We start from the raw sequence: 22,382 nt of genomic DNA, 5'->3' as shown, positions 1-22,382 counted from the left end.
CGTGCCCGACCAGCACCCCGCCGAGCACATCGTCGTCAACCCGGCCACCGAGGAGACCGTCGCCGTCGTCCCCGCCACCACCCCCGCCCAGGTGGACGCCGCCGTCGTACGGGCGGCCCGGGCGCAGACCGGCTGGGCGGCCGCCGCCCCCGCCGACCGGGCCCGCCTGCTGCGCCGGTTCGCCGCCGTCGTCGACCAGCACGTGGAGGAACTGGCCGCGCTGGAGGTCCGCGAGGCCGGCCACCCGATCGGCAACGCCCGCTGGGAGGCCGGCAACGTCCGCGACCTGCTCGACTACGCGGCCGGCGGCGTCGAACGCCTCAACGGCGCCCAGATCCCGGTGCCCGGCGGCCTCGACGTCACCTTCCACGAACCGCTCGGCGTGGTCGGCGTCATCGCGCCGTGGAACTTCCCGCTGCCCATCGCCGCCTGGTCCACCGCCCCCGCGCTCGCCGCCGGCAACGCGGTGCTGCTCAAGCCCGCCGAGACCACCCCGCTGACCGCCCTGCGGCTGGCCGAACTCGCCCTGGACGCCGGCCTGCCCGCCGGCCTCTTCCAGGTCCTGCCCGGCGCCGGCCCGGTCGCCGGTGCCGCGCTCGTCGACCACCCCGGCGTCGCCAAGATCGTCTTCACCGGCTCCACCGCCACCGGCAAGCAGGTCATGGCCCGCTGCGCCGCCACCGTCAAGCGCGTCACCCTCGAACTCGGCGGCAAGAGCCCCAACATCGTCTTCGCCGACGCCGACCTGGCAGCCGCCGCGGCCGCCGCCCCGATGTCGTTCCTCGACAACACCGGCCAGGACTGCTGCGCCCGCACCCGCCTGCTGGTGCAGCGCTCGGCCTTCGACCGCTTCATGGAACTGCTGGAACCCGCCGTGCTGGCCGTCACCGCCGGCGACCCCAACGACCCGGCCACCGCCATGGGCCCGCTGATCTCCGCCGCCCACCGCGAACGGGTGCGCTCCTACCTGGGCGAGGACGCCCCCGCCGCCATCCGCGGCACGGTGCCGGACGGCAAGGGCTTCTGGTACCCGGCCACCGTCCTGACCGGCACCGCCCCGGACGCGCCGCTGGCCACCGAGGAGGTCTTCGGCCCGGTCGCCGTCGTGCTGCCCTTCGACGACGAGGCCGACGCCGTCCGGCTCGCCAACGCCACCCCCTACGGCCTGGCCGGCTCGCTGTGGACCCGCGACGCCGGCCGCGCGCTGCGCGTCGCACGGGCGGTACGGGCCGGCAACCTGTCGGTCAACTCCCACAGCGCGGTGCGCTACTGGACCCCGTTCGGCGGCTTCGGCCAGTCCGGCCTCGGCCGCGAACTCGGCCCCGGCGCGCTCACCGCGTTCACCGAGACCAAGAACGTCTTCCTCAGCACCGACGCCTGACCGGCCCGCACGGGAGCCTGACCGGCCCGCCACCGCACCGCCCGCCCCACCGCATCCCCTCAACACCCCCGTCACCCCAACCCAGGAGAACCGAGTGACCGACCCCAGCGACCGCGACGTCATCTGCCGCCGGCTGCCCGGCCGTACCGCCGTCATCACCGGCGCCGGCAGCGGCATCGGCCTGGCGACCGCGCGCCGCCTGGCCTCCGAAGGCGCCAACGTGGTGTGCGCCGACATCGACGAGACCGCCGGCCGGGCCGCGGCCGACGAGGTCGGCGGACTGTTCGTCCGGGTCGACGTCACCGACGCCGACCAGGTCGAGGCGCTGTTCAAGACCGCCTTCGACACCTACGGCTCGGTCGACGTCGCGTTCAACAACGCCGGCATCTCCCCGCCCGAGGACGACTCCATCCTCACCACCGGCCTCGACGCCTGGCGCCGGGTGCAGGAGGTCAACCTCACCTCCGTCTACCTGTGCTGCAAGGCCGCCCTGCCGTACATGCGGCGCCAGGGCAAGGGCTCCATCATCAACACCGCCTCGTTCGTCGCGGTGATGGGCGCCGCCACCTCGCAGATCTCCTACACCGCCTCCAAGGGCGGCGTGCTGGCGATGTCGCGCGAACTCGGCGTCCAGTTCGCCCGCGAGGGCATCCGGGTCAACGCCCTGTGCCCCGGCCCGGTCGACACCCCGCTGCTGCGCGAACTGTTCGCCAAGGACCCCGAGCGCGCCGCCCGCCGCCTGGTGCACATCCCGCTCGGCCGGTTCGCCCGCCCCGAGGAGATCGCCGCCGCCGTCGCCTTCCTCGCCAGCGACGACTCCACGTTCGTCACCGCCGCGGAGTTCCTCGTCGACGGCGGCATCGCCGGCGCGTACGTCACCCCGGTGTGACCGCCGGCCGGCCCGTCCGCGGCGGGGGCTACAGGAATGTCATGCCCTCGCCGCGGTAGGTCGGCACCACGCGTCGCACCTGGTCACCGTCGACCAGGTGCAACGCGGCGAACCGCTCGCACAGCTCGCCGGCCTTCGCGTGCCGGAACCACACCTTGTCGCCGATCCGCAACGCGTCCGCCGCCGCCCCCAGCAGCGGCGTCTGCACCTCGCCCGGCCCCTCCTGGGCGTCGTAGCGCAGCCCCTGCGGCAGGTACGGCACCGGCAGCCGGTCGGCACCGGGCGCACCGGACGCCGGATACCCGCCGCCCAGCACCGTCACCACCCCCGGGCCCGGCCGGCGCACCACCGGCTGCGCGAACAACGCGGCCGGCCGCCCGGTGAACGAGGTGTACCCGTCGAACAGCCGCGGCACGAACAGCCCCGAGCCCGCCGCGATCTCCGTCACCGCCGCCTCCGCCGCGGTGGACTGCACCGACCCGGTCCCGCCGCCGTTGACGAACTCCAGGTCCGGCACCACCTCGCGCACCGCCGCCACCACCTGCGCCCGGCGCACCGCCAGTTCGCGCCGCGCCGCGCTCTGCATCCACCGCACCGCCCGCGAGCGCAACGGCCGTCCCGGCGGCGCGTCCCCGACCCCGGCGATGTGCCCCTCGTACGCCATCAGCCCCACCACCGTGAACCCCGGCCGCGCCGCCGCCGCCCGGGCCAGCGCCGCCACCCCCGCCGGATCGCGCACCGGCGAGCGCAGCGCCCCGATCCGCACCCGGCCGCCCGCCGTGCGCCACGCGGTGTCCAGCTCCAGGCACACCCGCACCGGCTCACGCCCGCCGTCGCGCGCCGCGTCGATCAGGTCCAGCTGCGCCACGTCGTCCACCATCACGGTCACCGCCGCCGCCAGCCGCGGGTCCGCCGCCAGCCGCGCGAACCCGGCCCGGTCCGCCGACGGGTACGCCAGCAGCACGTCGGTGAACCCCGACTCCGCCAACCACAGTGATTCGGCCAGCGTGAACGACATGACTCCGGCGAACCCGTCCTGGCCCAGCACCCGTTCCAGCAGCGCCCGGCACCGCACCGACTTCGTCGCCACCCGCACCGGTTTGCCGCCGGCCCGCCGCACCAGGTCGGCGGCGTTGGCGTCGAACGCGGCCAGATCCACCACCGCCAGCGGCGCGTCCACCTCCCGGGTCGCACGGTCGAGTCGGGCCCGGAACGCGCTGTGATCAGCCATGCCGGAAGCTTGCCCGCCCCGCGGCGGCCCGACAACCCCCGTCGTCGGCCGCGGACATCGGCCGGACGATCACACGCGATCCTGACCATCCGTCGGACCGACACATCACCCGCGCACCGCCGCACAGCCGGACCCCGTAAAGTGACCGCTTACCGAGCCCGGCCGGACGTCACCCGGCCCAGGGTGCCGGACGCGCGCGCCCCGGCCGCCGTCCCCAGGGAGCACCACCCCACGCGAGAGCGGGGCGCCGACCGCGCCCCCTCAGTACAGTGACGGACACCATCGGAACACCACGGCGCCCCCCGGGACCGCCGAGGGCACCAGTGCGGCGCGACCACGCCGACCAGGAGGGGGCAACGGGTGGGCACCGGAGTCGACAACGGGGCGCCGCCGCCCTACTCCCCGCCGCCGGGACCGCCCTGGAGACCGCAGCCCGCGGCCCCGCCGCAGCAGTGGACCCCGTCCGACCAGTCCTGGCCCGCCGCGCCGCCGCACCCCGGCCACCAGCCGGCCGCCCACCCCACCGGCCACCCGGGACAGCCGCCGGCCACCGGATACGCCCGGCCGCCGGCCACCGGCCACCCCGGCCCCGCGCCCACCGCGTCGCCGTACACCACCGCGCCGCCCGCCGGCCCCTACGCCGCGCCGCCCGCCGACCTTTACGCGCCGCCGGCCGGCCCCTACGCCGTACCGCCCACCGCGCCGCCGGCCGACCCCTACGCCGTACCGCCCACCGCGCCGCCGGCCGATCCCTACGCCGTACCGCCCACCGCCCCGCCCGTCGATCCCCGTACCGCGCCACCCGGCACCTCCTACGCCGCCGCGCCGCCCGCCCCCCTGCCGCCCTCCTACGGCCGCAACGCGCCGCCCGCCCCGGCACCGGTGCCGTCCGCCGGCCGCCGGGCCCGCGCCGCCGCCCGTGTGCCGCTGGCCGCCGCGGTCTGCCTGGTCCTCGGCATCGGCCTGCTGTGCGGCGCCGGAGCCGGCGCCCTGCTCGGCGGTGGCGAATCCCCGGCCGCCCACGCCGCCCGCGCCTACTCCACCGCCCGCGACCTGTGGCACGACAAGCCGGTCGACACCCTCTTCCCGCGCACCGTCCAGGGCCGCAAGGCCGGCCCAGGCGACTCCGACCGCACCTGGACCCGGATCGGCGTCGCCCCGGACAGCGGCTGCGCCGGCGCCTTCGACCCGGCGCTGGCCAAGGTGCTCGCCCCTGCCGGCTGCGTACGGCTGCTGCGCGCCACCTACACCGACGCCACCTCCACCGACGTCACCACCGTGGGCATCCTCACCACCCGGGCCACCCCGGCCGCCATGGCCGCGCTGCGCACCCGGCTGAGCCACCTGGGCGGGCCGGCCGCCATGCCGTCGCCGGTGCCCTTCCCCGGCACCCCGGCGGCCCACTTCGGCCCGGTGCAGCGCGGCAGTTGGACGGTCGACGTCTCCAGCACGCTGCCCGTCGTGGTCTACGCCGTCAGCGGCTTCGCCGACGGCCGGGCCGTCACCGCGCCGCAGGCCGCGTCCGCCGCCGACGTCCCCGGCACCGACACCGTCCCGGGGCGGGCCGGCCTGGGCTTCGAGGCCGCCGGCCTGGCCACCGCCGTCAACCGCCACCTGACCTCGGTGGCCGGCGTCCCGCACCCCGAAGAGACCTCATGACCCGCCCCGCCGCCCGGCACCGCCGCGCCGCCCTGGCCGTCGCCCTGCTCACCGCGCTGCTGGCAGTGCTGCTGCCCGAAGCCCCGGCCGCGTACGCCGACTCCATACGCGACCAGCAGTGGCCGCTGACCACCCTGCGCGCGCAGACCGCCTGGCAGACCAGCAAGGGCAAGGGCATCACGGTCGCCGTACTGGACACCGGCGTCGACGCCCAGCACCCCGACCTGACCGGCAGCGTGCTGCCCGCCAAGGACTTCATCGGCTTCGGCGCCGAACCCGGCGACTCCACCTGGGCCCGGCACGGCACCGCCATGGCCGGGATCATCGCCGGGCACGGCCACGGCCCCGGCGACGCGGACGGCGTCATGGGCATCGCGCCGCAGGCCAAGATCCTGCCGGTGCGGGTGATCCTGGAGGACACCGACCCCAAGCGCAAGCAGGCCCGCGCCAGCCGCGGCGGCGCCCTCGCCCAGGGCATCCGGTGGGCCGCCGACCACGGCGCCGACGTCATCAACCTCTCGCTCGGCGACGACAGCAAAACCGCCCACCCCGACTCCGCCGAGGACGACGCCGTCCAGTACGCGCTGCGCAAGGGCATCGTGGTGGTCGCCTCGGCCGGCAACAGCGGCCAGCACGGCGACCCCGTCTCCTACCCGGCCGCCTACCCCGGCGTCATCGCGGTCGCCGCCGTCGACCACGACGGCCGGCGTGCCGCGTTCTCCACCAGCCGCTGGTACGCCGACGTGGCCGCCCCCGGCGTCGACGTGGTGATCGCCGACCCCGACAAGCACTACTACGAGGGCTGGGGCACCTCCGCCGCCTGCGCGTACGCCTCCGGTGTCGTCGCGCTCATCCGCGCGAAGTACCCCACGCTCAGCCCGGCGCAGATCCGGTCGCTGCTGGAGTCCACCGCCGAGGACCGCCCGTCCGGCGGCCGTGACGACGCGATCGGCGCCGGCGTGATCGACCCGGTCGCCGCGCTGGCCGCCGCCGCCAAGCTCCGCCCGGCCGCCCAGGCGCCGGTCGCCGCCGCCTACGCCAAGCAGTACTTCGGCACCGGCCCCACCGCCACGGCCGGCTCCGGCGGTTCCGGCCCGGGACTCGCCGGCTACAGCGCGATCGGCGGCCTGCTGATGGTCGCCGCCGCCGCCACGGTATGGCTGCGCGCCCGCCGCGCCGACGCCCGCCGCCACGGCTGACGGCGTCGGCCGAGGGGTAACGGCCAACAGGCAACGGTCCCGGCTGCGACGGCCCCGGGCCGGACCCCGCGCACGCCGGGGCGCCGGAAGCGACGCGCGGGCCGGGGCAACGGAACCGGCGCGGGCCGGGGCAACGGGAGCCGGGCCGGCCCGGCAACGGGATCGGGGCCGGATCGGGCAACGGGATCGGCGCCCGGATCGGGATCAGGGCCGCGGTCGGGATCAGGGGCCCGGATCGGGACCCGGGCCGGAAAAGCGTTCGGGCTCCGGTACGCGGCACACGTACCGGAGCCCGACCCCTTGCGCTCCGGTGTCCACCGTGGGCGGCGAGTCTGGCGTTCGGCTGAGACCGGTCTGAAGGGACCGTGAGAAAACGCGCGGACCGGGCGCCGATACCCTCCAGGGGTGGCTTCCAAGAACATCCCCGCGCCCGGCTTCTCCGACGACGACGGGACCGCCGACCCCCGGCTCGCCGCCGCGCTGACCGCCTGGGCCGCGGACCGCTCCGCCGAGGACCGGGTGCTCGCCGCACTGCCCGCCGCCCGGCTGCTGGTACCGGTCGTCGCGGTGCTGGGGGAGGTCGAGACCGGTCCCGACGGGCTGGCGCGGGAGAAGACCAGCGACATGGCGGTGCCCACCATCGAGGCGCCCGACGGCCGCCGGGCCCTGCCCGCGTTCACCTCGGTGGCCAGCCTGGCCCGCTGGCGCGCCGACGCCCGCCCGGTCGCCGTACCGCTCGGCCAGGCGCTGCGCGCGCTGGCCCACGAGCAGGCCGGCACCCTGCTGATCGACCTGGCGGGGCCGGTGACGTACGAGCTGACCGGTCCGGCGCTGCACGCCCTGGCCGCCGGCCGCGACCGGCTCGACCCGCTGACCGACCCGCTGGTCGCCGACGCGGTGCGCGCGGTCCTGGCCGCGCAGGACGGCGTGCTGCGCGCCCACCTGGCCCCGCCCCGCCCGGCCGCCGGCCCCGGTGAACGCCCCGCCGACGGCACGTTGTGCCTGGTCCCGGCCCCGGACGCGGACCCGGCAGGGGTGGCCCGCGCGGTGGCCACCGCGCTCGCCGGCCACCAGGAACTGCGCGCCCGGCTGTCGCGCGGCCTGGAACTGGCCGTCGTGCCCGCCGGCGTCGCGCTGCCCGGCGCACCGCTCTACACCCGCTGAACCCGCACCCGCTGAACCCCTCGCCGACCTGCCCGCTGAACCCCCGCTGACCTGCCCGGCGAGCGCTCCCGGCCCGTCACCCGGATTGCCCAAGATGTGAAGAACGTCGCTTCGGCCGAGAATGGCCAGGTAATCGGGCAATCGTCGCGAGGAGTACTCATGGACAGGCGGACCATCGTCTCCGAGTTCGTCGGCACGCTGCTGTACGTCTTCTTCGCCGTGGGCTCCCTGGTGGTCGCGGCCCAGTACGTCGGCGCCGTCGGGGTCGCGCTCACCTTCGGTCTGGTCCTGGTCGGACTGGCCTACGTCTTCGGCGCGATCTCCGGCTGCCATCTCAACCCGGCGGTGACGCTGGGCGCGCTGCTGGCCCGGCGGATGAGCCCGATGACGGCGATCGGCTACTGGGTCGCGCAGTTCGTCGGGGCCATCGCGGGCGCGGCGCTGCTGCTCCTGCTCGCCAAGCAGATCCCCGGCCTGCGCACCGACGGCGCCTTCGGCTCCAACGGCTACGGCACCCGGTCGGCGGTCGGCATCAACACCGGCGGCGCGTTCCTGATCGAGGTCGCGATGACCTTCCTGCTGGTGCTGGTCTACCTGGCGGTGACCCGCAAGGTGGCGCTCAACGGCTTCGGGGCGCTGGCGGTCGGCCTCACCCTGGCCGTCGTCCACCTGATCGGCATCCCGCTCACCGGTACCGGCGTGAACCCGGCGCGCAGCCTGGGCCCGGCGGTCTTCGCGGGCGGCGCCGCGCTGTCGCAGCTGTGGCTGTTCATCGTGGCCCCGCTGGTCGGCGGCATCCTGGCCGCGCTCGTCAGCATGCTCACCCATCCGCACGGCGCCGTGCCGGTGGTGAACGAGGGCCAGCAGGGCCCGGTCGGCGGCCTCACCGGTGACGACACCACCGGGACCGGCACCGGCACCGGAGTCGGCACGGGCACCGGTACCGGCGCCACCACCGGCCCCGGCGTCACCGCGGGCGCGGGCGGCGGCCGGCGCTGGGGCCACCACCGCTGAGCGGCCCGGCCCCGCCGGCAACGGCGAACGGCGCCCGTCACCTCACCGGTGACGGGCGCCGCGGCCTGCGGTGCGGGCCCGCCGGGGCCGCGGCGGCGTCGCCGCGCCGCCCGCGGGCCGTACGAAGGGGCGATCAGCCGTAGACCGGGCCGGTGAACTTCTCGCCGGGGCCGTGGCCGGGCTCGTCGGGCACGGACGACTGCTCGCGGAAGGCGAGCTGCAACGACTTCAGGCCGTCGCGCAGCGGGCCGGCGTGGTAGGAGCCGATCTCCGGGGCGCCAGCGGTGACCAGGCCGGCCAGCGAGGTGATCAGCTTGCGGGCCTCGTCGAGGTCCTTGTGCTGGTCGCCCTCCTCCGCGAGGCCCAGGTTGACCGCCGCCGCGCTCATCAGGTGCACCGCCACCGTGGTGATCACCTCGACGGCGGGGACGTCCGCGATGTCGCGGGTCATGGAGGAGAAGTCGTCGCCGGCCGTGCCGTTCGCGGAGGTGTCGCTCATGCTCCACACCCTAAGGTCCCGCCGGCCCCGCCCGGCGCCCGGCCTCCGCGGCACCGGGGGCGCGGGGTGCGCGGGGTGCGGGGGCGCCGGGAGGCCGGGTGCGCGGTGCGCGCGGGATGCGGGATGCGGGAGTGCTGGGCGGCCGGCGGTGCCGGGTGCGCGGGGCGCCGGGCACGTCGGGTGCGCGGGACGCTGGGTGCGCGGGACGCGGGACGCGGGGGCTGCGGGGGAGCGGCCCGGCCGGCCCGCCCGCCGCCGGTACGACCGGCTGTCGGGGACTGTTATGCTTGGCGCTTGACCGGCCGGACACTCGCGTGCCCGGCCCACAAGTGGAGCTCCAACTCCCACCTGATCGTCCCCCGGGACGGCAGGTCCCGGTCAGGCGCCCCCCGTTTCACGACGGGCCGGGTGCCCGATGCGCCCCGCGGGAATGTCGCGGCGGTGCTCCCGGTTGTGTGGAGCCCCGCCTGTGACCCGTTCGGGGCGTTTTTTCTCGCGCTCAGGGTACGGGGTCGACAAAGGCAAAAGACTTGAGGCGCGGCGTCAACCAGGCGACCGCGTAGCCCGAACCGAGGAGGCCCCATCAGCGCCGAGCCCCGCATCAACGACCGGATTCGCGTTCCCGAGGTCCGACTCGTCGGTCCCAGCGGCGAGCAGGTCGGCATCGTGCCGCTTGCGAAGGCGCTGGAGCTGGCGCAGGAGTACGACCTGGACCTGGTCGAGGTCGCGGCGACCGCCCGTCCGCCCGTGTGCAAGCTCATGGACTACGGGAAGTTCAAGTACGAGTCGGCCATGAAGGCCCGTGAGGCGCGCAAGAACCAGGCGCACACGGTCATCAAGGAGATGAAACTCCGGCCGAAGATCGACCCGCACGACTACGACACCAAAAAGGGTCACGTCGTCCGGTTCCTCAAGCAGGGCGACAAGGTCAAGATCACGATCATGTTCCGCGGACGCGAGCAGTCCCGGCCCGAACTGGGCTTCCGACTGCTCCAGCGCCTTGCCGAGGACGTCCAGGAGCTGGGCTTCATCGAGTCCAACCCCAAGCAGGACGGCCGGAACATGATCATGGTTCTCGGTCCGCACAAGAAGAAGACCGAGGCGATGGCCGAGGCCCGCGAGGCGCAGGCCGCCCGCAAGGCCGGTCGCCAGCCTCATTCCGAGGACGAGCAGGTCGAGGACGAGCAGACCGAGGCCCACGACGAGCAGGCCGTCGCGGAGCAGGACGCTCCCGAGGCCGGCTGACGTCAGGACGTCCCGGAGCTCGCCTCCGGGTCCTACACAGAAGCAAGTCTGACGCTCCCCGCCCGCGGTCACGGCGGACGGGAGGGCCAGCGACGAGGAGACAACGGCGCCATGCCGAAGAACAAGACGCACAGCGGGACCAGCAAGCGCTTCAAGATCACCGGCTCCGGCAAGGTGCTGCGCGAGCGGGCCGGCAAGCGCCACCTGCTGGAGCACAAGCCGTCGTCCAAGACGCGCGCCCTGACCGGCACGGTCGAGGTGGCCCCCAGCGACGCCAAGAAGATCAAGAAGCTCCTCGGCAAGTGACGGCCGCTCCCTCCCGCCGGAGGGGCAGCCGTACACCGGGACCATTCGCTCACTGACCGCGTGACTACCCACCGCGGTCACCTACAAGGAGTTACCAAGTGGCACGCGTCAAGCGGGCAGTCAACGCCCACAAGAAGCGCCGGGCGATCCTCGAGCAGGCCAAGGGCTACCGTGGCCAGCGCTCCCGCCTGTACCGCAAGGCGAAGGAGCAGGTCACCCACTCCCTCGTCTACAACTACAACGACCGCAAGAAGCGCAAGGGCGACTTCCGTCAGCTGTGGATCCAGCGCATCAACGCCGCTGCCCGCGCCAACGGCATGACCTACAACCGCTTCATCCAGGGTCTGAAGGCCGCCAGCGTCGAGGTCGACCGCAAGATCCTCGCCGAGCTGGCCGTCAACGACGCCACCGCGTTCGCCGCGCTGGTCGAGGTCGCCCACAAGGCGCTCCCGGACGACGTCAACGCCCCCAAGGCCGCCTGACGCGCTCCCGGTCGTGAAGGACCCGCAGGCCGCGCCTGCGGGTCCGTCCGCTGTCGGCCCGCCCTTCCCGCACCGCGGGGGCGGGCCGCGCGCTGTCCCCTCCCCCCGGCGGGCACCACGTCCGCCCGTCGCCGTTCCCCGGCGGACCCGCCCCACGGCGCCGACCCGCCCGCGCACCCCTGGAAGCGAACCCACCCGATGGCGAGCCCCGAGCTGACCTCCCTGCGGTCCCCCCGGATCACCGCGGCCCGCCGGCTGGCCAAGCGGTCCTTCCGCGGCAAGGAGCGCCGGTTCGTCGCCGAGGGCCCGCAGGCGGTGCGCGAGGCCATCGGCCACCTCGTCGAGGTCTACGTCACCCCCGAGGCCGCCGAACGCCACCACGACATCGTGGCCGCCGCCCGGCAGGCCGGGGTCACCGTGCTCACCGCCACCGACGAGGTGGTCGCCGACGTCTGCGACACCGTCACTCCGCAGGGCGTCGTCGGCATCTGCCGCTTCCTGGACACCCCGTTCGACGAGGTGCTGCGCGCCCGCCCGCGCCTGGTCGCCGTGCTGGCCTCGGTCCGCGACCCCGGCAACGCCGGCACCGTCCTGCGCTGCGCCGACGCCGCCGGGGCCGACGCGGTGGTGCTCACCGACGCCTCCGTCGACATCTACAACCCCAAGGCCGTCCGGGCCTCCGCCGGCAGCCTGTTCCACCTGCCGGTCGCGGTCGGCGTGCCGGCCGCCGAGGCGGTGGCCGGGCTGCGCGCCGCCGGGGTCCGGGTGCTGGCCGCCGACGGCGCGGGGCAGCGGGACCTGGACGCCGAGCTGGACGAGGGCGCGATGGGCGGGCCGACCGCCTGGGTCTTCGGCAACGAGGCGTGGGGCCTGCCGCAGGCCACCCGCGACCTCGCCGACGCGGTGGTCCGCGTCCCGCTGCACGGCCACGCCGAGAGCCTCAACCTCGCCACCGCCGCCGCCGTCTGCCTCTACGCCTCCGCCCGCGCCCAGCGCGCCCCCGGCGGTTGCCGCGGCGCCGGGCACTGATCCGCGGACCCGGCGCGTTCCCCGGTCGGACCCGGTGCCTTCCCCGTACCGCACCGGGCGCCGCTGCCTGATCCGCTCCGATCCGCTCCGATCGACCCCGTTCCACCCCGATCCACCGGACAGGACCTAGTAGGCTGGCGGGCTTCGGAGGCGACAGGCGGGAGGGGGAGACGGTTGGACAGCACCAGTGCGCCGTGCGGGGACGACCCGACCGCACCGGCCCGCCCCGCCGCCGCCTTACCCCCGCCGTCCGGTGCCCCGGCGCGGGCCCCGGCGGCCGCGTACGTCCTGCACCCCGACGACCTGCCCGACGGCCTGGTGGTCGCCGACGAGACCGGCCGCATCGTGTGCTTCAACGCCGCCGCCGCCCGGCTGACCGGCGTGACGCAGGCCGACATGCTCGGCCTGCCGCTCGACGCCGCCCTGCCGCTCCAGGACCTCGACGGACGCAGATGGTGGACGCTGACCGACCCCTACCGGGGCCCGGCCATCCGGCGCGGCCAGCCGGAGCGCAACCTGCTGCTGCCCGGCGGCCGGGAGGTGCTGGTCTCCGCCCGCTACGTCCGCGACCACCCGCGCGGACCGGTGCGGCGGCTGGTCGTCGCGCTGCGCGGCACCGAGTCGCGGCGCCGCACCGAACGCAGTCACGTCGAGCTGATCGCCACCGTCGCCCACGAACTGCGCTCCCCGCTGACCTCCGTCAAGGGCTTCACCGCCACCCTGCTGGCCAAGTGGGAGCGGTTCACCGAGGACCAGAAGAAGCTGATGCTCCAGACGGTGGACGCCGACGCCAACCGCGTCACCCGCCTGATCGCCGAGCTCCTCGACATCTCCCGCATCGACACCGGACGCCTGGAGGTGCGCCGCCAGCCGGTGGACATCACCGCCGCCGTCCGGCACCGCGTCGAGGCCCTCATCGCGGCCGGCACCGGCGCCGACCGGTTCCGCGTCACCGTCGCCGAGGCCCTGCCCGCGCTGTGGGCCGACCCCGACAAGGTGCAGCAGATCCTGGGCAACCTGCTGGAAAACGCGGTGCGGCACGGCGCCGGAGCTGTCACCATCGACGTGTCGCCGGCAGTCCTGCCCGGCGCGCGAGGAAAGCCCGACACGGAGGGAACGGCCGTCACCGTGAGCGACGAAGGCCCCGGCATCCCCGAGGAGTCGCTGGGCCGCGTCTTCACCCGCTTCTGGCGGGGCAACCGGCGCGGCGGCACCGGCCTGGGCCTGTACATCGTCAAGGGCATCATCGAGGCGCACGGCGGTCTCATCACCGTGGACCGGGCCCCCGGCGGCGGCGCCCGCTTCCGATTTATCCTGCCCGTCGGCATGCCGGCCGTTCTCGGCTGACCCCGGCGGGCCCGCCCCACGCCCGTCCTGCGGCCCTCCGGCAGGACACAGCGCCCCGTGGACGCCGCCGGCCGGCGCCCACCCGTGATCGGCGCGTCGGCCACCCCTCGCGGTGACCACTAGACTCGGGCCCTGGCCCACCGCAGCCCGGCTGGGCCGCGCCCAGGCCGCGCGCCAGCGAACCGGAAGTACGGGAAGACATGTCGGCACCCAATAAGTCGTACGACCCTGTCGAGGTCGAGGCACTGAAACCGGAACAGATCGAGCGGATGCGTGACGAGGCGGTCGCCGCCGTCGCCGCGGCGTCCGACCTGGACGAGCTGCGCGAGGTGAAGGCCGCGCACGCCGGCGACCGCTCGCCGCTCGCCCTGGCCAACCGGGAGATCGCCGCCCTGCCGCCGCACGCCAAGGCGGACGCCGGCAAGCGCGTCGGCCAGGCCCGCGGAGCGGTCAACAAGGCCCTCGCCGCCCGGCAGGGCGAGCTGGAGGCGGAACGCGACGCCCGCGTGCTGGTCGAGGAGGCGGTGGACGTCACCTTGTCCTACGACCGCCGCCCGGCCGGCGCCCGTCACCCGATGACCACCTTCGCCGACCGGATCGCCGACGTGTTCACCGCGCTCGGCTACCGCGTCGCGGAGGGACCCGAGGTCGAGACGGAGTGGTTCAACTTCGACGCCCTCAACTTCCCGCCGGACCACCCGGCGCGGGAGATGCAGGACACCTTCTTCGTCCGTGGCGCCGACGGCGGCGAGGACTCCGGCCTGGTGCTGCGCACCCACACCTCGCCGGTGCAGATCCGCTCGATGATCGACTCCGAGCCCCCGCTCTACGTCGTGTGCCCCGGCCGGGTCTACCGCACCGACGAGCTCGACGCGACCCACACCCCGGTCTTCACCCAGGTCGAGCTGCTCGCCGTCGACGAGGGCCTGACCATGGCCGACCTCAAGGGCACCTTGGACCACATGGTCGGCGCCCTGTTCGGCGAGGGCATGCGCACCCGGCTGCGGCCCAACTTCTTCCCGTTCACCGAGCCGTCCGCCGAGATGGACATGGTGTGCTACGTCTGCCGCGGCGAGTCGGTGGGCAACCCCGACCGCCCCTGCCGCACCTGCTCCTCCGAGGGCTGGATCGAGCTGGGCGGCTGCGGCATGGTCAACCCCAGGGTGCTGACCGCCTGCGGCATCGACCCGGACAAGTACAGCGGGTTCGCCTTCGGGTTCGGCATCGAGCGGATGCTGATGTTCCGCCACAACATCGAGGACATGCGCGACATCGTCGAGGGTGACGTGCGTTTCACCCTTCCGTTCGGGATGGAGATCTGATGCGGGCCCCGCTGTCGTGGCTGCGCGAGTACGTCGACCTGCCCGCCGGTGAGACCGGCCGTGACGTGCAGGAACGCCTCATCGCCGTCGGCCTGGAGGTCGAGACCGTCGACCAGCTCGGTGCCGGCCTGAAGGGCCCGCTGGTCGTCGGCCAGGTGCTGGCGATCGAGGAGCTCACCGAGTTCAAGAAGCCCATCCGCTACTGCCAGGTCGACGTCGGCGACGCCAACGGCACCGGCGAGCCGCAGAACATCGTCTGCGGCGCCCGCAACTTCGCGGTCGGCGACAAGGTCGTCGTGGTGCTGCCCGGCGCCACCCTGCCCGGCGACTTCCACATCGCCGCCCGCAAGACCTACGGCCACACCTCCGAGGGCATGATCTGCTCGGCCTCCGAGCTGGGCATGGGCGAGTCCGACTTCTTCGGCGGCGGCGCCGGCATCATCGTGCTGCCGCCCGAGTACCAGGTCGGCGCCGACGCCGTCGAGCTGCTCGAACTCGTCGACGAGGTGCTGGACATCGCGGTCACCCCCGACCGCGGCTACTGCCTGTCCATGCGCGGCCTGGCCCGCGAGGCCGCCATCGCCTACGGCCTGCCGCTGCGCGACCCGGCCCTGATCGACGTGCCGGCCGGCAACGCCCACGGCTACCCGGTGCGGATCGCCGACCCGGCCGGCTGCGACCGGCTGGTGGCCCGCACGGTCAGCAACGTCAACCCGGCCGCCCTCTCGCCGATCTGGCTCCAGCGCCGACTGCAGAAGGCCGGCATGCGGCCCATCTCGCTCGCCGTCGACATCACCAACTACGTGATGCTGGAGATCGGCCAGCCGCTGCACGCCTACGACCGGGCCCGCGTCGACGGCCCGATCGGGGTGCGCCGCGCCGAGCCCGGCGAGAAGCTCACCACCCTCGACGGCACGCAGCGCGTCCTGGACGCCGGCGACCTGCTGATCACCGACGCCGCCGGCCCCATCGGCCTGGCCGGCGTCATGGGCGGCGCCAGCTCCGAGATCGACGACACCGGTGCCACCACCACCGCGGTCGTCATCGAGGCCGCGCACTTCGACCCGATCTCCATCGCCCGCACCGCGCGCCGCCACAAGCTGTCCTCCGAGGCGTCCCGCCGGTTCGAACGCGGCACCGACCCGCTGGCGGCGGCCGCCGCGGCGCAGCGCACCGTGGACCTGCTGGTGCTGCTGGCCGGCGCCACCGCCGAGGCCGGCGTCACCGAGGTCGCCGAGCCGTACCGGCCGCGCACCGTCCTGATGCGCGCCGACCACCCGGACCGGGTCGCCGGCACCCGGTACGGCCGCGAGACGGTCGTGCGCCGGCTCCAGCAGATCGGCTGCGCGGTCTCCGGCAGCGACCTGCTCACCGTCACCGCGCCCAGCTGGCGCCCCGACCTCACCGCGCCCAACGACCTCGCCGAGGAGGTCATCCGGCTGGAGGGCTTCGCCAACCTGCCCTCCACGCTGCCCACCGCGCCGGCCGGCGGCGGACTCACCGAGTCCCAGCTGCTCCAGCGCCGGATCGGCCGGGCGCTGGCCGGTGCCGGCTACACCGAGGCGCTCAACTACCCGTTCATCGGCGAGGGCGTCCTCGACCAGCTCGGCGTCGAGCCCGGCGACCCGCGCCGCCGCACGGTCCGGCTGGTCAACCCGCTCTCCGACGAGGAACCGTCGCTGCGCACCACGCTGCTGCCGGGCCTGCTCACCGCCCTGCGGCGCAACGTCGGCCGCGGCAGCCACGACCTGGCGCTGTTCGAGACCGGCCTGGTCTTCCTGCCGACCGGTGAGGAGCCGGCCCCGCCGCGCCCCTCCGCCGACCACCGGCCCGACGGCGAGCAGATCGCCGCGCTCAACGCGTCGCTGCCGCACCAGCCCCGGCACCTCGCCGTCGTCCTGACCGGCGCCCGCGAGCGGGCCGGCTGGTGGGGCGAGGGCCACCGGGCCGGCTGGGCGGACGCCGTCGAGGCGGCCCGTACCGTCGCCGCCGAGGTCGGCGTCGAGCTGACGGTCCGGCAGGGCGGTTACCCGCCGTGGCACCCGGGCCGTTGCGCCGCGCTGTACGTGGGCGACGAACTCGTCGGCCACGCCGGCGAGTTGCACCCGCGGGCCGTGAAGGCCCTGGGCATCCCGGAGCGCACCGGCGCGATGGAGCTCGACCTCGACGCGCTGGAGCGGTCCGCCGGCGGCCCGGTCCGCGCGCCGCGGGTCTCCACCTTCCCGGTGGCCACCCAGGACGTCGCCCTGGTCGTCGACCACGGCGTCCCGGCCGCCGACGTGGAGTCCGCGCTGCGCGACGGCGCCGGTGCCCTGCTGGAGTCCCTGCGGCTGTTCGACATCTTCACCGGCGAACAGCTCGGCGAGGGCAAGAAGTCGCTGGCCTACGCGCTGCGCTTCCGCGCCGCCGACCGCACGCTGACCGCCGACGAGGCGTCCGCCGCCCGCGACGCGGCGGTCGGCGCCGCCGCCGAGCGCACCGGCGCGGTGCTGCGCGGCGCGTAACCACCGCAGTCCCCAGGGGGCGCGCTCCGCGACACGCGGGGTGCGCCTCCTTCGCGTTTTCCTCACTGATTCGGGTGAATAGTCGCCCGGCTGCGCCAAAAACCGCTTCCGGCTCGCCAGAATCGTGCGCGACCCACCAGGATTCGCTTCACCCCGGCCACCGCGCGGGGCACCCCGGAAGCGGGTCGAGCCAACCCGCGGCCCCGCCGCGAGCGGGAGCCGTCGGGATGAATCTGATGCCCACGCTGACCCACCGGTCGGCCGACCGCTGCTCGGCCGTCGGCAGATTCCTGCTCCTGGTGCTGCCGGGGCTGTGGACCGGCACCGTCGTCGCGCTGGCCTTCGTGGTCCCCGGCCGGTTCCACGTCGTGCAACTCCTCACCGTCGCACCGGTGATCGCCTGCGCCGGCAGCGGACAGCCGCGGTACGTCCTGCTGGGCGGCGGCTGCGCGCTCGTCGGCCTGCTGCCGCTGACCGACGCCGGCGCGCCCGGCAACCTGGAGTCCGAACTCGGCCACGTGCTGGCCATCCTCGCGGTCATCGGGGCCAGCTACCCCATCACCGGCCGCCGGGTGCGGCTCAGCCGCGAGCTGGACCGGGTGCGGGAGGTCGCCGTCGTCGCGCAGGGCGTCGTGCTGCGCGCGCTGCCGCGCCGCACCGGGCCGCTGACGGTGGCCTGCGACTACCTGTCCGCCAGCCGCGGCGCCCGGATCGGCGGCGACCTGTACGAGGTGCTGGCCACCCCGTACGGCATCCGCGTGGTGCTCGGCGACGTACGCGGCCACGGGCTGTCCGCGGTCGGCACGGTGGCCGCGCTGCTGGGCTGCTTCCGCGAGGCGGCCTACGACGAACCCGAACTGGCCGGTGTGCTGCGGCGGTTGGACCGCTCGCTCGCCCGCCACCTGCGCGAGCCCGCGCCGGCCGGCGACGGGGCGGGCCCGCGCACCGAGGAGTTCGCCACCGCGGTCCTGCTGGAACTGCGCGAGGACGGCACGCTGTCGGTCATCAACTGCGGCCACCCCGGCCCGTACCGGATCACCGGCGGCGTCCGGCCCCGCGTGGAGCCGCTGACCACCGCCGACCCGCTGCCGCCGCTCGGGGTGCTCGACCCGGGCACCGGGCGGCCGGTGGTGCTGCGGGTGCGGCTGGCGCCCGGCCAGGGGCTGTTGCTGTACACCGACGGCGCCGAGGAGGCCCGCGATCCGGCCGGGCAGTTCTTCGACCTGCGCCACGCCCTGACCCGCGCGGCCGGCCAGGCGGTCACCGGCGGCGTGGTCGACCCGGCCGTCCTGGTCGCCGCGGTCCGCGCCGCGCTGCTCGCCCACACCGGGCCGCGCGGACTGACCGACGACGTGGCCCTGCTCGCCCTGATCCGCGACCCGGCGCCGGTGGTGCCGCCGGCCCGCGACGACCCGGCCGGCCGCACCTCCTTCGGTGCGGGCCTGCCGGGCTGACGTCAGGCGTAGTCGTAGAAGCCGTGGCCCGTCTTGCGGCCCAGCCGGCCGGCGGCGACCATCCGCTGGAGCAGCGGGGGAGCGGCGTACAGCGGCTCCTTGTACTCCGAGTAGAGGCTGTCGGCGATGGCGACGACGGTGTCGAGGCCGATCAGGTCCGACAGCTTCAGCGGGCCCATCGGGTGGGCGCAGCCGAGTTCCATGCCGTTGTCGATGTCCTCGCGGGTCGCGCTGCCGCACTCGAACATCCGCACTGCGGCCAGCAGGTACGGCACCAGGAGCGCGTTGACCACGAAGCCGGACCGGTCCTGGGCGCGGATCGCGTGCTTGCCCAGCACGTCGGTGACCAGCTTCTCGGCGCGCAGCAGGGTCTGTTCGCCGGTGGTGAGCGCGGGGATCAGCTCGACGAGCTTCTGCACCGGGGCCGGGTTGAAGAAGTGGATGCCCAGGACGTGGTCCGGGCGGGAGGTGGCGACGGCCAGCTTCACCAGCGGAATGGAGGAGGTGTTGGAGGCCAGGATCGCGTCCTGGCGGGTCAGCACCTGGTCGAGCACCTGGAAGATCTCGGTCTTGACCTGCTCGTTCTCCACGACGGCCTCGATGACCAGGTCGCGGTCGGCGAACTCGCCGAGGTCGGTGGTGAACGTCAGCCGGGCCAGCGTCGCGTCGCGCTCCTCCGCGGTGATCTTGCCGCGCTCGGCGGCCCGCGACAGGGAGTTGGTCAGCCGGGTGCGGCCCAGCTCCAGCGCCTCACCGGTGGTCTCGGCCACCCGCACGTCCAGTCCGGAGCGGGCGCAGACCTCGGCGATGCCGGCGCCCATCTGCCCGCAGCCCACCACGCCGACGTTGCGGATGTCGCCCGCCGCCGAGTCCTCGCTCATTCCGGTGTCCCGCTCTCTCGTGTCGACGACCCCGGGTCACGGGGTGCTCGGCGGCCGGTCGCACGCGTCGGCGCTTCGGCTCCGGCCGACCCTACACCGGCCGCGGGCCCTCACCGGGAGCGGTCGTGAACGGTGGTCAGCAGCAGGTTCTTCGCCGGCCCGGTCACCCGCCACACCACCTGCCAGCGGTCCGGGCCCAGTACCGTGAACTGCCCCTCGTACCGGTCCGGCGGGCAGCCGTGCACCGCCCGCCACCGCCCGGTGCGCAGGTCCAGGTCGTGGAACGGCCGCCCGTCGGGGAAGCCCACCAGCGCGGTGCCGCCCGGCCCCGGCGCGTAGGCGTGCGCACGGGTGGCGGACCGCGCGGTGCCGCGCCAGTGGAACTCACCGCGTTCGGCGTGCGCCAGCGTGCCGTCGTCGCCGTGCGCGGTGAAGTCCGCGACGCCCTCGAAACGCCCGGTCTCGCCGGCGGTCAGGTCCAGCACCGTCCGGCGTACCCGCCAGCGTCCGGCGAGGTAGCCCAGCGCGTCCGCCACGGGCAGCGCGTCCGCCACGGGCAGCGCGTCCGCCACGGGCAGCGCGTCCGCGGGGGCCGGGTCCGGGCAGGAGCCGGCCTCGCTCACCGGTGTCCGCCGCGTTCGTGCCGCACGACCGAGTCCGGGCCGGGGCACATGACGCACTCGTGGCCGTCGTCGAACCGCAGCCGGTACGGCGGCTCGCCCCGGCGGCCCAGGACCTCGACGATCTCCCCGGCCCGGTCCGGCTCCCCGACGGTCCGCCCGTGCGTCAGCAGTGTGTCGCCCGCGTGCGCGTTCATGGGATGGCCTCCTGCCCTCGGTGTCGGGCCCCTGCGTTCGAGTTCTCCGTTCGAGCCCTCCTTCCGAGTCTAGGACCGCGGGTGCGCCGCCGGCCGTGCTCCCCGTACCCTGCGGTGACCACTGGCGCAGGGGAAGGACGCGGGGCATGTCCTACGACGCGGACGTGATCGTCATCGGGGCCGGGCTGGCGGGGCTGACCGCCGCCGCGGAACTCGCCGACGCCGGGCGCAAGGTGATCGTGCTCGACCAGGAGGGACCGTCCTCGCTGGGCGGGCAGGCGTTCTGGTCGTTCGGCGGGCTGTTCCTCGTCGACTCCCCGGAGCAGCGCCGGATGCGGGTGCGCGACAGCCGGGAGCTGGCCTGGCAGGACTGGCAGGGCAGCGCCGGGTTCGACCGCCCGGAGGACTACTGGCCGCGCCGCTGGGCCGAGGCGTACGTCGACTTCGCGGCCGGGGAGAAGCGCTCCTGGCTGCACCAGCGCGGCGTGCGGTTCTTCCCGGTCGTCGGCTGGGCGGAACGCGGCGGCTACGGCGCGACCGGCCACGGCAACTCGGTACCGCGCTTCCACATCACCTGGGGCACCGGCCCCGGCCTGCTGGAGCCGTTCGTGCGCCGGGTCGAGGCGGCCGTGGCCAGCGGACTGGTCGACCTGCGCTTCCGGCACCGGGTCACCGCGCTCGGCCGCACCGGCGGCGCGGTGGACACCGTCAGCGGCGAGGTGCTGGTGCCGCACGACGTGGAGCGCGGGGCGGCCACCTCCCGCGAGGTGGCCGGCGCGTTCGAGCTGCGCGCCCAGGCGGTGATCGTCACCTCCGGCGGTATCGGCGGCAACCACGACCTGGTCCGCAGCAACTGGCCGGCCCGGCTGGGCGAACCGCCGCGCCGCATGCTCTCCGGTGTCCCCGCCCATGTCGACGGTCTGATGATCGGTGTGGCCGAGCGGGCCGGCGGCCGGGTCGTCAACCCGGACCGCATGTGGCACTACACCGAGGGCATCGAGAACTGGAACCCGATCTGGAACCGGCACGGCATCCGCATCCTGCCCGGCCCGTCCTCGCTGTGGATCGACGCGCGCGGCAACCGGCTGCCGGTGCCGCTCTTCCCCGGCTTCGACACCCTCGGCACGCTCGAACACATCATGACCACCGGCTACGACCACACCTGGTTCGTGCTGACCCAGAAGATCATCGAGAAGGAGTTCGCCCTCTCCGGCTCCGAGCAGAACCCGGACCTGACCGGCAAGAGCGTCCGCCAGGTGCTGGGCCGGGCCCGTGCGGGCGCCCCGGGACCGGTCGCCGCGTTCATGCGCGTGGGGGCCGACTTCGTGGTGGAACGCGACCTGTCCGCCCTGGTCCGCGGCATGAACGCGATCACCGGTGAGGACCTCGTCGACGAGGACGGCCTGGCCCGGGAGATCACCGCCCGCGACCGGGAGATCGCCAACCGCTTCACCAAGGACCTCCAGGTCACCGCGATCCGCGGCGCCCGCCACTACCTCGGCGACAAGCTCATCCGGGTCGCCACCCCGCACCGGCTGCTCGACCCGGCCGCCGGCCCGCTCATCGCCGTCCGCCTCAACATCCTCACCCGCAAGTCGCTCGGCGGCCTGGAGACCGACCTGTCCTCGCGCGTGCTGACCGCGGCCGGTGAACCGCTGCCCGGCCTCTACGCGGCGGGCGAGGCGGCCGGCTTCGGCGGCGGCGGCGTGCACGGCTACCGCTCCTTGGAGGGCACCTTCCTCGGCGGCTGCCTCTTCTCCGGCCGCGCGGCCGGGCGGGCGGCGGCGCAGGCGGTGGGGTAGCCCACCGGGCGGGTGGTCGGACCGCGGGCGGGCGGTCGCACCGGTTGCGCACCGCCGGGCGGACGGTCGGGTGGCCGCGCGGACCGTCGGACCATCGTGCAGGCGGCCGGGGCGATGGTCGGACGATCGCCCCGGTCCCCACCGGTGGGGTCCCGCG

The 22,382-nt window shown here is 75.2% G+C and carries 20 protein-coding genes; 15 read left to right on the top strand and 5 right to left on the bottom strand.

Annotated features, from left to right (window positions below):
• Position 1: 1 nt before the first annotated feature.
• A complete protein-coding gene (locus tag POF43_RS25585) occupies positions 2 to 1,381 on the top strand; it encodes an aldehyde dehydrogenase family protein (protein ID WP_271316150.1) in 1,380 nt (459 codons plus the stop codon).
• Between the two features lie 94 nt (positions 1,382 to 1,475).
• Entirely contained in the window at positions 1,476 to 2,270 is a 795-nt protein-coding gene (locus POF43_RS25580) for a 3-oxoacyl-ACP reductase (protein ID WP_271318329.1), read from the top strand.
• A gap of 28 nt (positions 2,271 to 2,298) precedes the next feature.
• On the opposite strand, the gene POF43_RS25575 is transcribed toward POF43_RS25580, so the two are convergent.
• Positions 2,299 to 3,501, bottom strand: a complete 1,203-nt coding sequence (locus POF43_RS25575) for an amino acid deaminase/aldolase (RefSeq protein ID WP_271325676.1) — start codon at positions 3,499 to 3,501, stop codon at positions 2,299 to 2,301.
• 360 nt (positions 3,502 to 3,861) lie between these two features.
• On the opposite strand from POF43_RS25575, the gene POF43_RS25570 reads away from it, so the two are divergent.
• The 4 genes from POF43_RS25570 to POF43_RS25555 all read left to right on the top strand — a co-directional run bounded on the left by POF43_RS25570 (position 3,862) and on the right by POF43_RS25555 (position 8,537).
• Positions 3,862 to 5,160 carry a hypothetical protein gene (locus POF43_RS25570; protein ID WP_282704773.1) on the top strand — a complete coding sequence of 433 codons (1,299 nt, stop codon included), beginning with the start codon at positions 3,862 to 3,864 and terminating at the stop codon, positions 5,158 to 5,160.
• Positions 5,157 to 6,359, top strand: a complete 1,203-nt coding sequence (gene mycP, locus POF43_RS25565) for a type VII secretion-associated serine protease mycosin (protein WP_271318154.1) — start codon at positions 5,157 to 5,159, stop codon at positions 6,357 to 6,359. The genes POF43_RS25570 and mycP overlap by 4 nt, the downstream gene beginning before the upstream one ends.
• Before the next feature lie 405 nt (positions 6,360 to 6,764).
• Positions 6,765 to 7,523 (top strand): SseB family protein, encoded by a 759-nt coding sequence (locus tag POF43_RS25560; protein WP_271322557.1) that lies wholly within the window; start codon positions 6,765 to 6,767, stop codon positions 7,521 to 7,523.
• 159 nt (positions 7,524 to 7,682) lie between these two features.
• Positions 7,683 to 8,537 (top strand): MIP family channel protein, encoded by an 855-nt coding sequence (locus POF43_RS25555; protein WP_271322556.1) that lies wholly within the window; start codon positions 7,683 to 7,685, stop codon positions 8,535 to 8,537.
• Between the two features lie 133 nt (positions 8,538 to 8,670).
• On the opposite strand, the gene POF43_RS25550 is transcribed toward POF43_RS25555, so the two are convergent.
• Positions 8,671 to 9,036, bottom strand: coding sequence for a DUF1844 domain-containing protein (locus POF43_RS25550; RefSeq protein WP_271318611.1), 366 nt, complete (start codon positions 9,034 to 9,036; stop codon positions 8,671 to 8,673).
• A gap of 582 nt (positions 9,037 to 9,618) precedes the next feature.
• Here POF43_RS25550 and infC point away from each other — a divergent pair.
• The 8 genes from infC to POF43_RS25510 all read left to right on the top strand — a co-directional run bounded on the left by infC (position 9,619) and on the right by POF43_RS25510 (position 18,725).
• Complete coding sequence (infC, locus tag POF43_RS25545; RefSeq protein WP_271318482.1) at positions 9,619 to 10,281, top strand: translation initiation factor IF-3; 663 nt, start codon at positions 9,619 to 9,621, stop codon at positions 10,279 to 10,281.
• 111 nt (positions 10,282 to 10,392) lie between these two features.
• Complete coding sequence (rpmI, locus tag POF43_RS25540; RefSeq protein WP_271318480.1) at positions 10,393 to 10,587, top strand: 50S ribosomal protein L35; 195 nt, start codon at positions 10,393 to 10,395, stop codon at positions 10,585 to 10,587.
• A 98-nt stretch (positions 10,588 to 10,685) separates the two neighbouring features.
• Positions 10,686 to 11,069: a 50S ribosomal protein L20 gene (gene rplT / locus POF43_RS25535; RefSeq protein ID WP_271318481.1), complete on the top strand. Its 384-nt coding sequence runs from the start codon at positions 10,686 to 10,688 to the stop codon at positions 11,067 to 11,069.
• A gap of 198 nt (positions 11,070 to 11,267) precedes the next feature.
• Positions 11,268 to 12,098 (top strand): TrmH family RNA methyltransferase, encoded by an 831-nt coding sequence (locus tag POF43_RS25530; protein WP_271314160.1) that lies wholly within the window; start codon positions 11,268 to 11,270, stop codon positions 12,096 to 12,098.
• Positions 12,099 to 12,272: 174 nt separating this feature from the next.
• The gene (locus POF43_RS25525; RefSeq protein WP_372516121.1) at positions 12,273 to 13,445 is read left to right on the top strand and encodes a sensor histidine kinase; all 1,173 of its coding nucleotides are present in this window, start codon (positions 12,273 to 12,275) and stop codon (positions 13,443 to 13,445) included.
• A 200-nt stretch (positions 13,446 to 13,645) separates the two neighbouring features.
• A complete protein-coding gene (pheS, locus tag POF43_RS25520; protein ID WP_271322555.1) occupies positions 13,646 to 14,767 on the top strand; it encodes a phenylalanine--tRNA ligase subunit alpha in 1,122 nt (373 codons plus the stop codon).
• Positions 14,767 to 17,271 carry a phenylalanine--tRNA ligase subunit beta gene (gene pheT, locus POF43_RS25515; protein ID WP_271314152.1) on the top strand — a complete coding sequence of 835 codons (2,505 nt, stop codon included), beginning with the start codon at positions 14,767 to 14,769 and terminating at the stop codon, positions 17,269 to 17,271. Before pheS ends, pheT begins: the two co-directional genes overlap by 1 nt.
• 227 nt (positions 17,272 to 17,498) lie before the next feature.
• A complete protein-coding gene (locus POF43_RS25510; protein ID WP_271322554.1) occupies positions 17,499 to 18,725 on the top strand; it encodes a PP2C family protein-serine/threonine phosphatase in 1,227 nt (408 codons plus the stop codon).
• A 2-nt stretch (positions 18,726 to 18,727) separates the two neighbouring features.
• Here the strand turns inward: POF43_RS25510 and POF43_RS25505 are convergent, their stop codons facing one another.
• The 3 genes from POF43_RS25505 to POF43_RS25495 form a co-directional block, all read right to left on the bottom strand.
• The gene (locus tag POF43_RS25505) at positions 18,728 to 19,606 is read right to left on the bottom strand and encodes a 3-hydroxybutyryl-CoA dehydrogenase (RefSeq protein WP_271314154.1); all 879 of its coding nucleotides are present in this window, start codon (positions 19,604 to 19,606) and stop codon (positions 18,728 to 18,730) included.
• A gap of 110 nt (positions 19,607 to 19,716) precedes the next feature.
• Complete coding sequence (locus POF43_RS25500; protein ID WP_308217765.1) at positions 19,717 to 20,229, bottom strand: DUF6314 family protein; 513 nt, start codon at positions 20,227 to 20,229, stop codon at positions 19,717 to 19,719.
• A complete protein-coding gene (locus tag POF43_RS25495) occupies positions 20,226 to 20,423 on the bottom strand; it encodes a DUF1918 domain-containing protein (RefSeq protein WP_271322553.1) in 198 nt (65 codons plus the stop codon). Before POF43_RS25495 ends, POF43_RS25500 begins: the two co-directional genes overlap by 4 nt.
• Positions 20,424 to 20,569: 146 nt before the next feature.
• Here POF43_RS25495 and POF43_RS25490 point away from each other — a divergent pair, with 146 nt between their 5' ends.
• On the top strand, positions 20,570 to 22,225 hold the full coding sequence (locus tag POF43_RS25490) for an FAD-binding dehydrogenase (RefSeq protein ID WP_271322552.1): 1,656 nt from the start codon (positions 20,570 to 20,572) through the stop codon (positions 22,223 to 22,225).
• The last annotated feature ends 157 nt before the right edge of the window (positions 22,226 to 22,382 follow it).

The organism is Streptantibioticus silvisoli (assembly GCF_027947535.2).
Classification (GTDB): domain Bacteria; phylum Actinomycetota; class Actinomycetes; order Streptomycetales; family Streptomycetaceae; genus Streptantibioticus_C; species Streptantibioticus_C silvisoli.
Note: the sequence above shows the minus strand (reverse complement) of the source record. Positions and strands in the feature narration are given on the sequence as shown.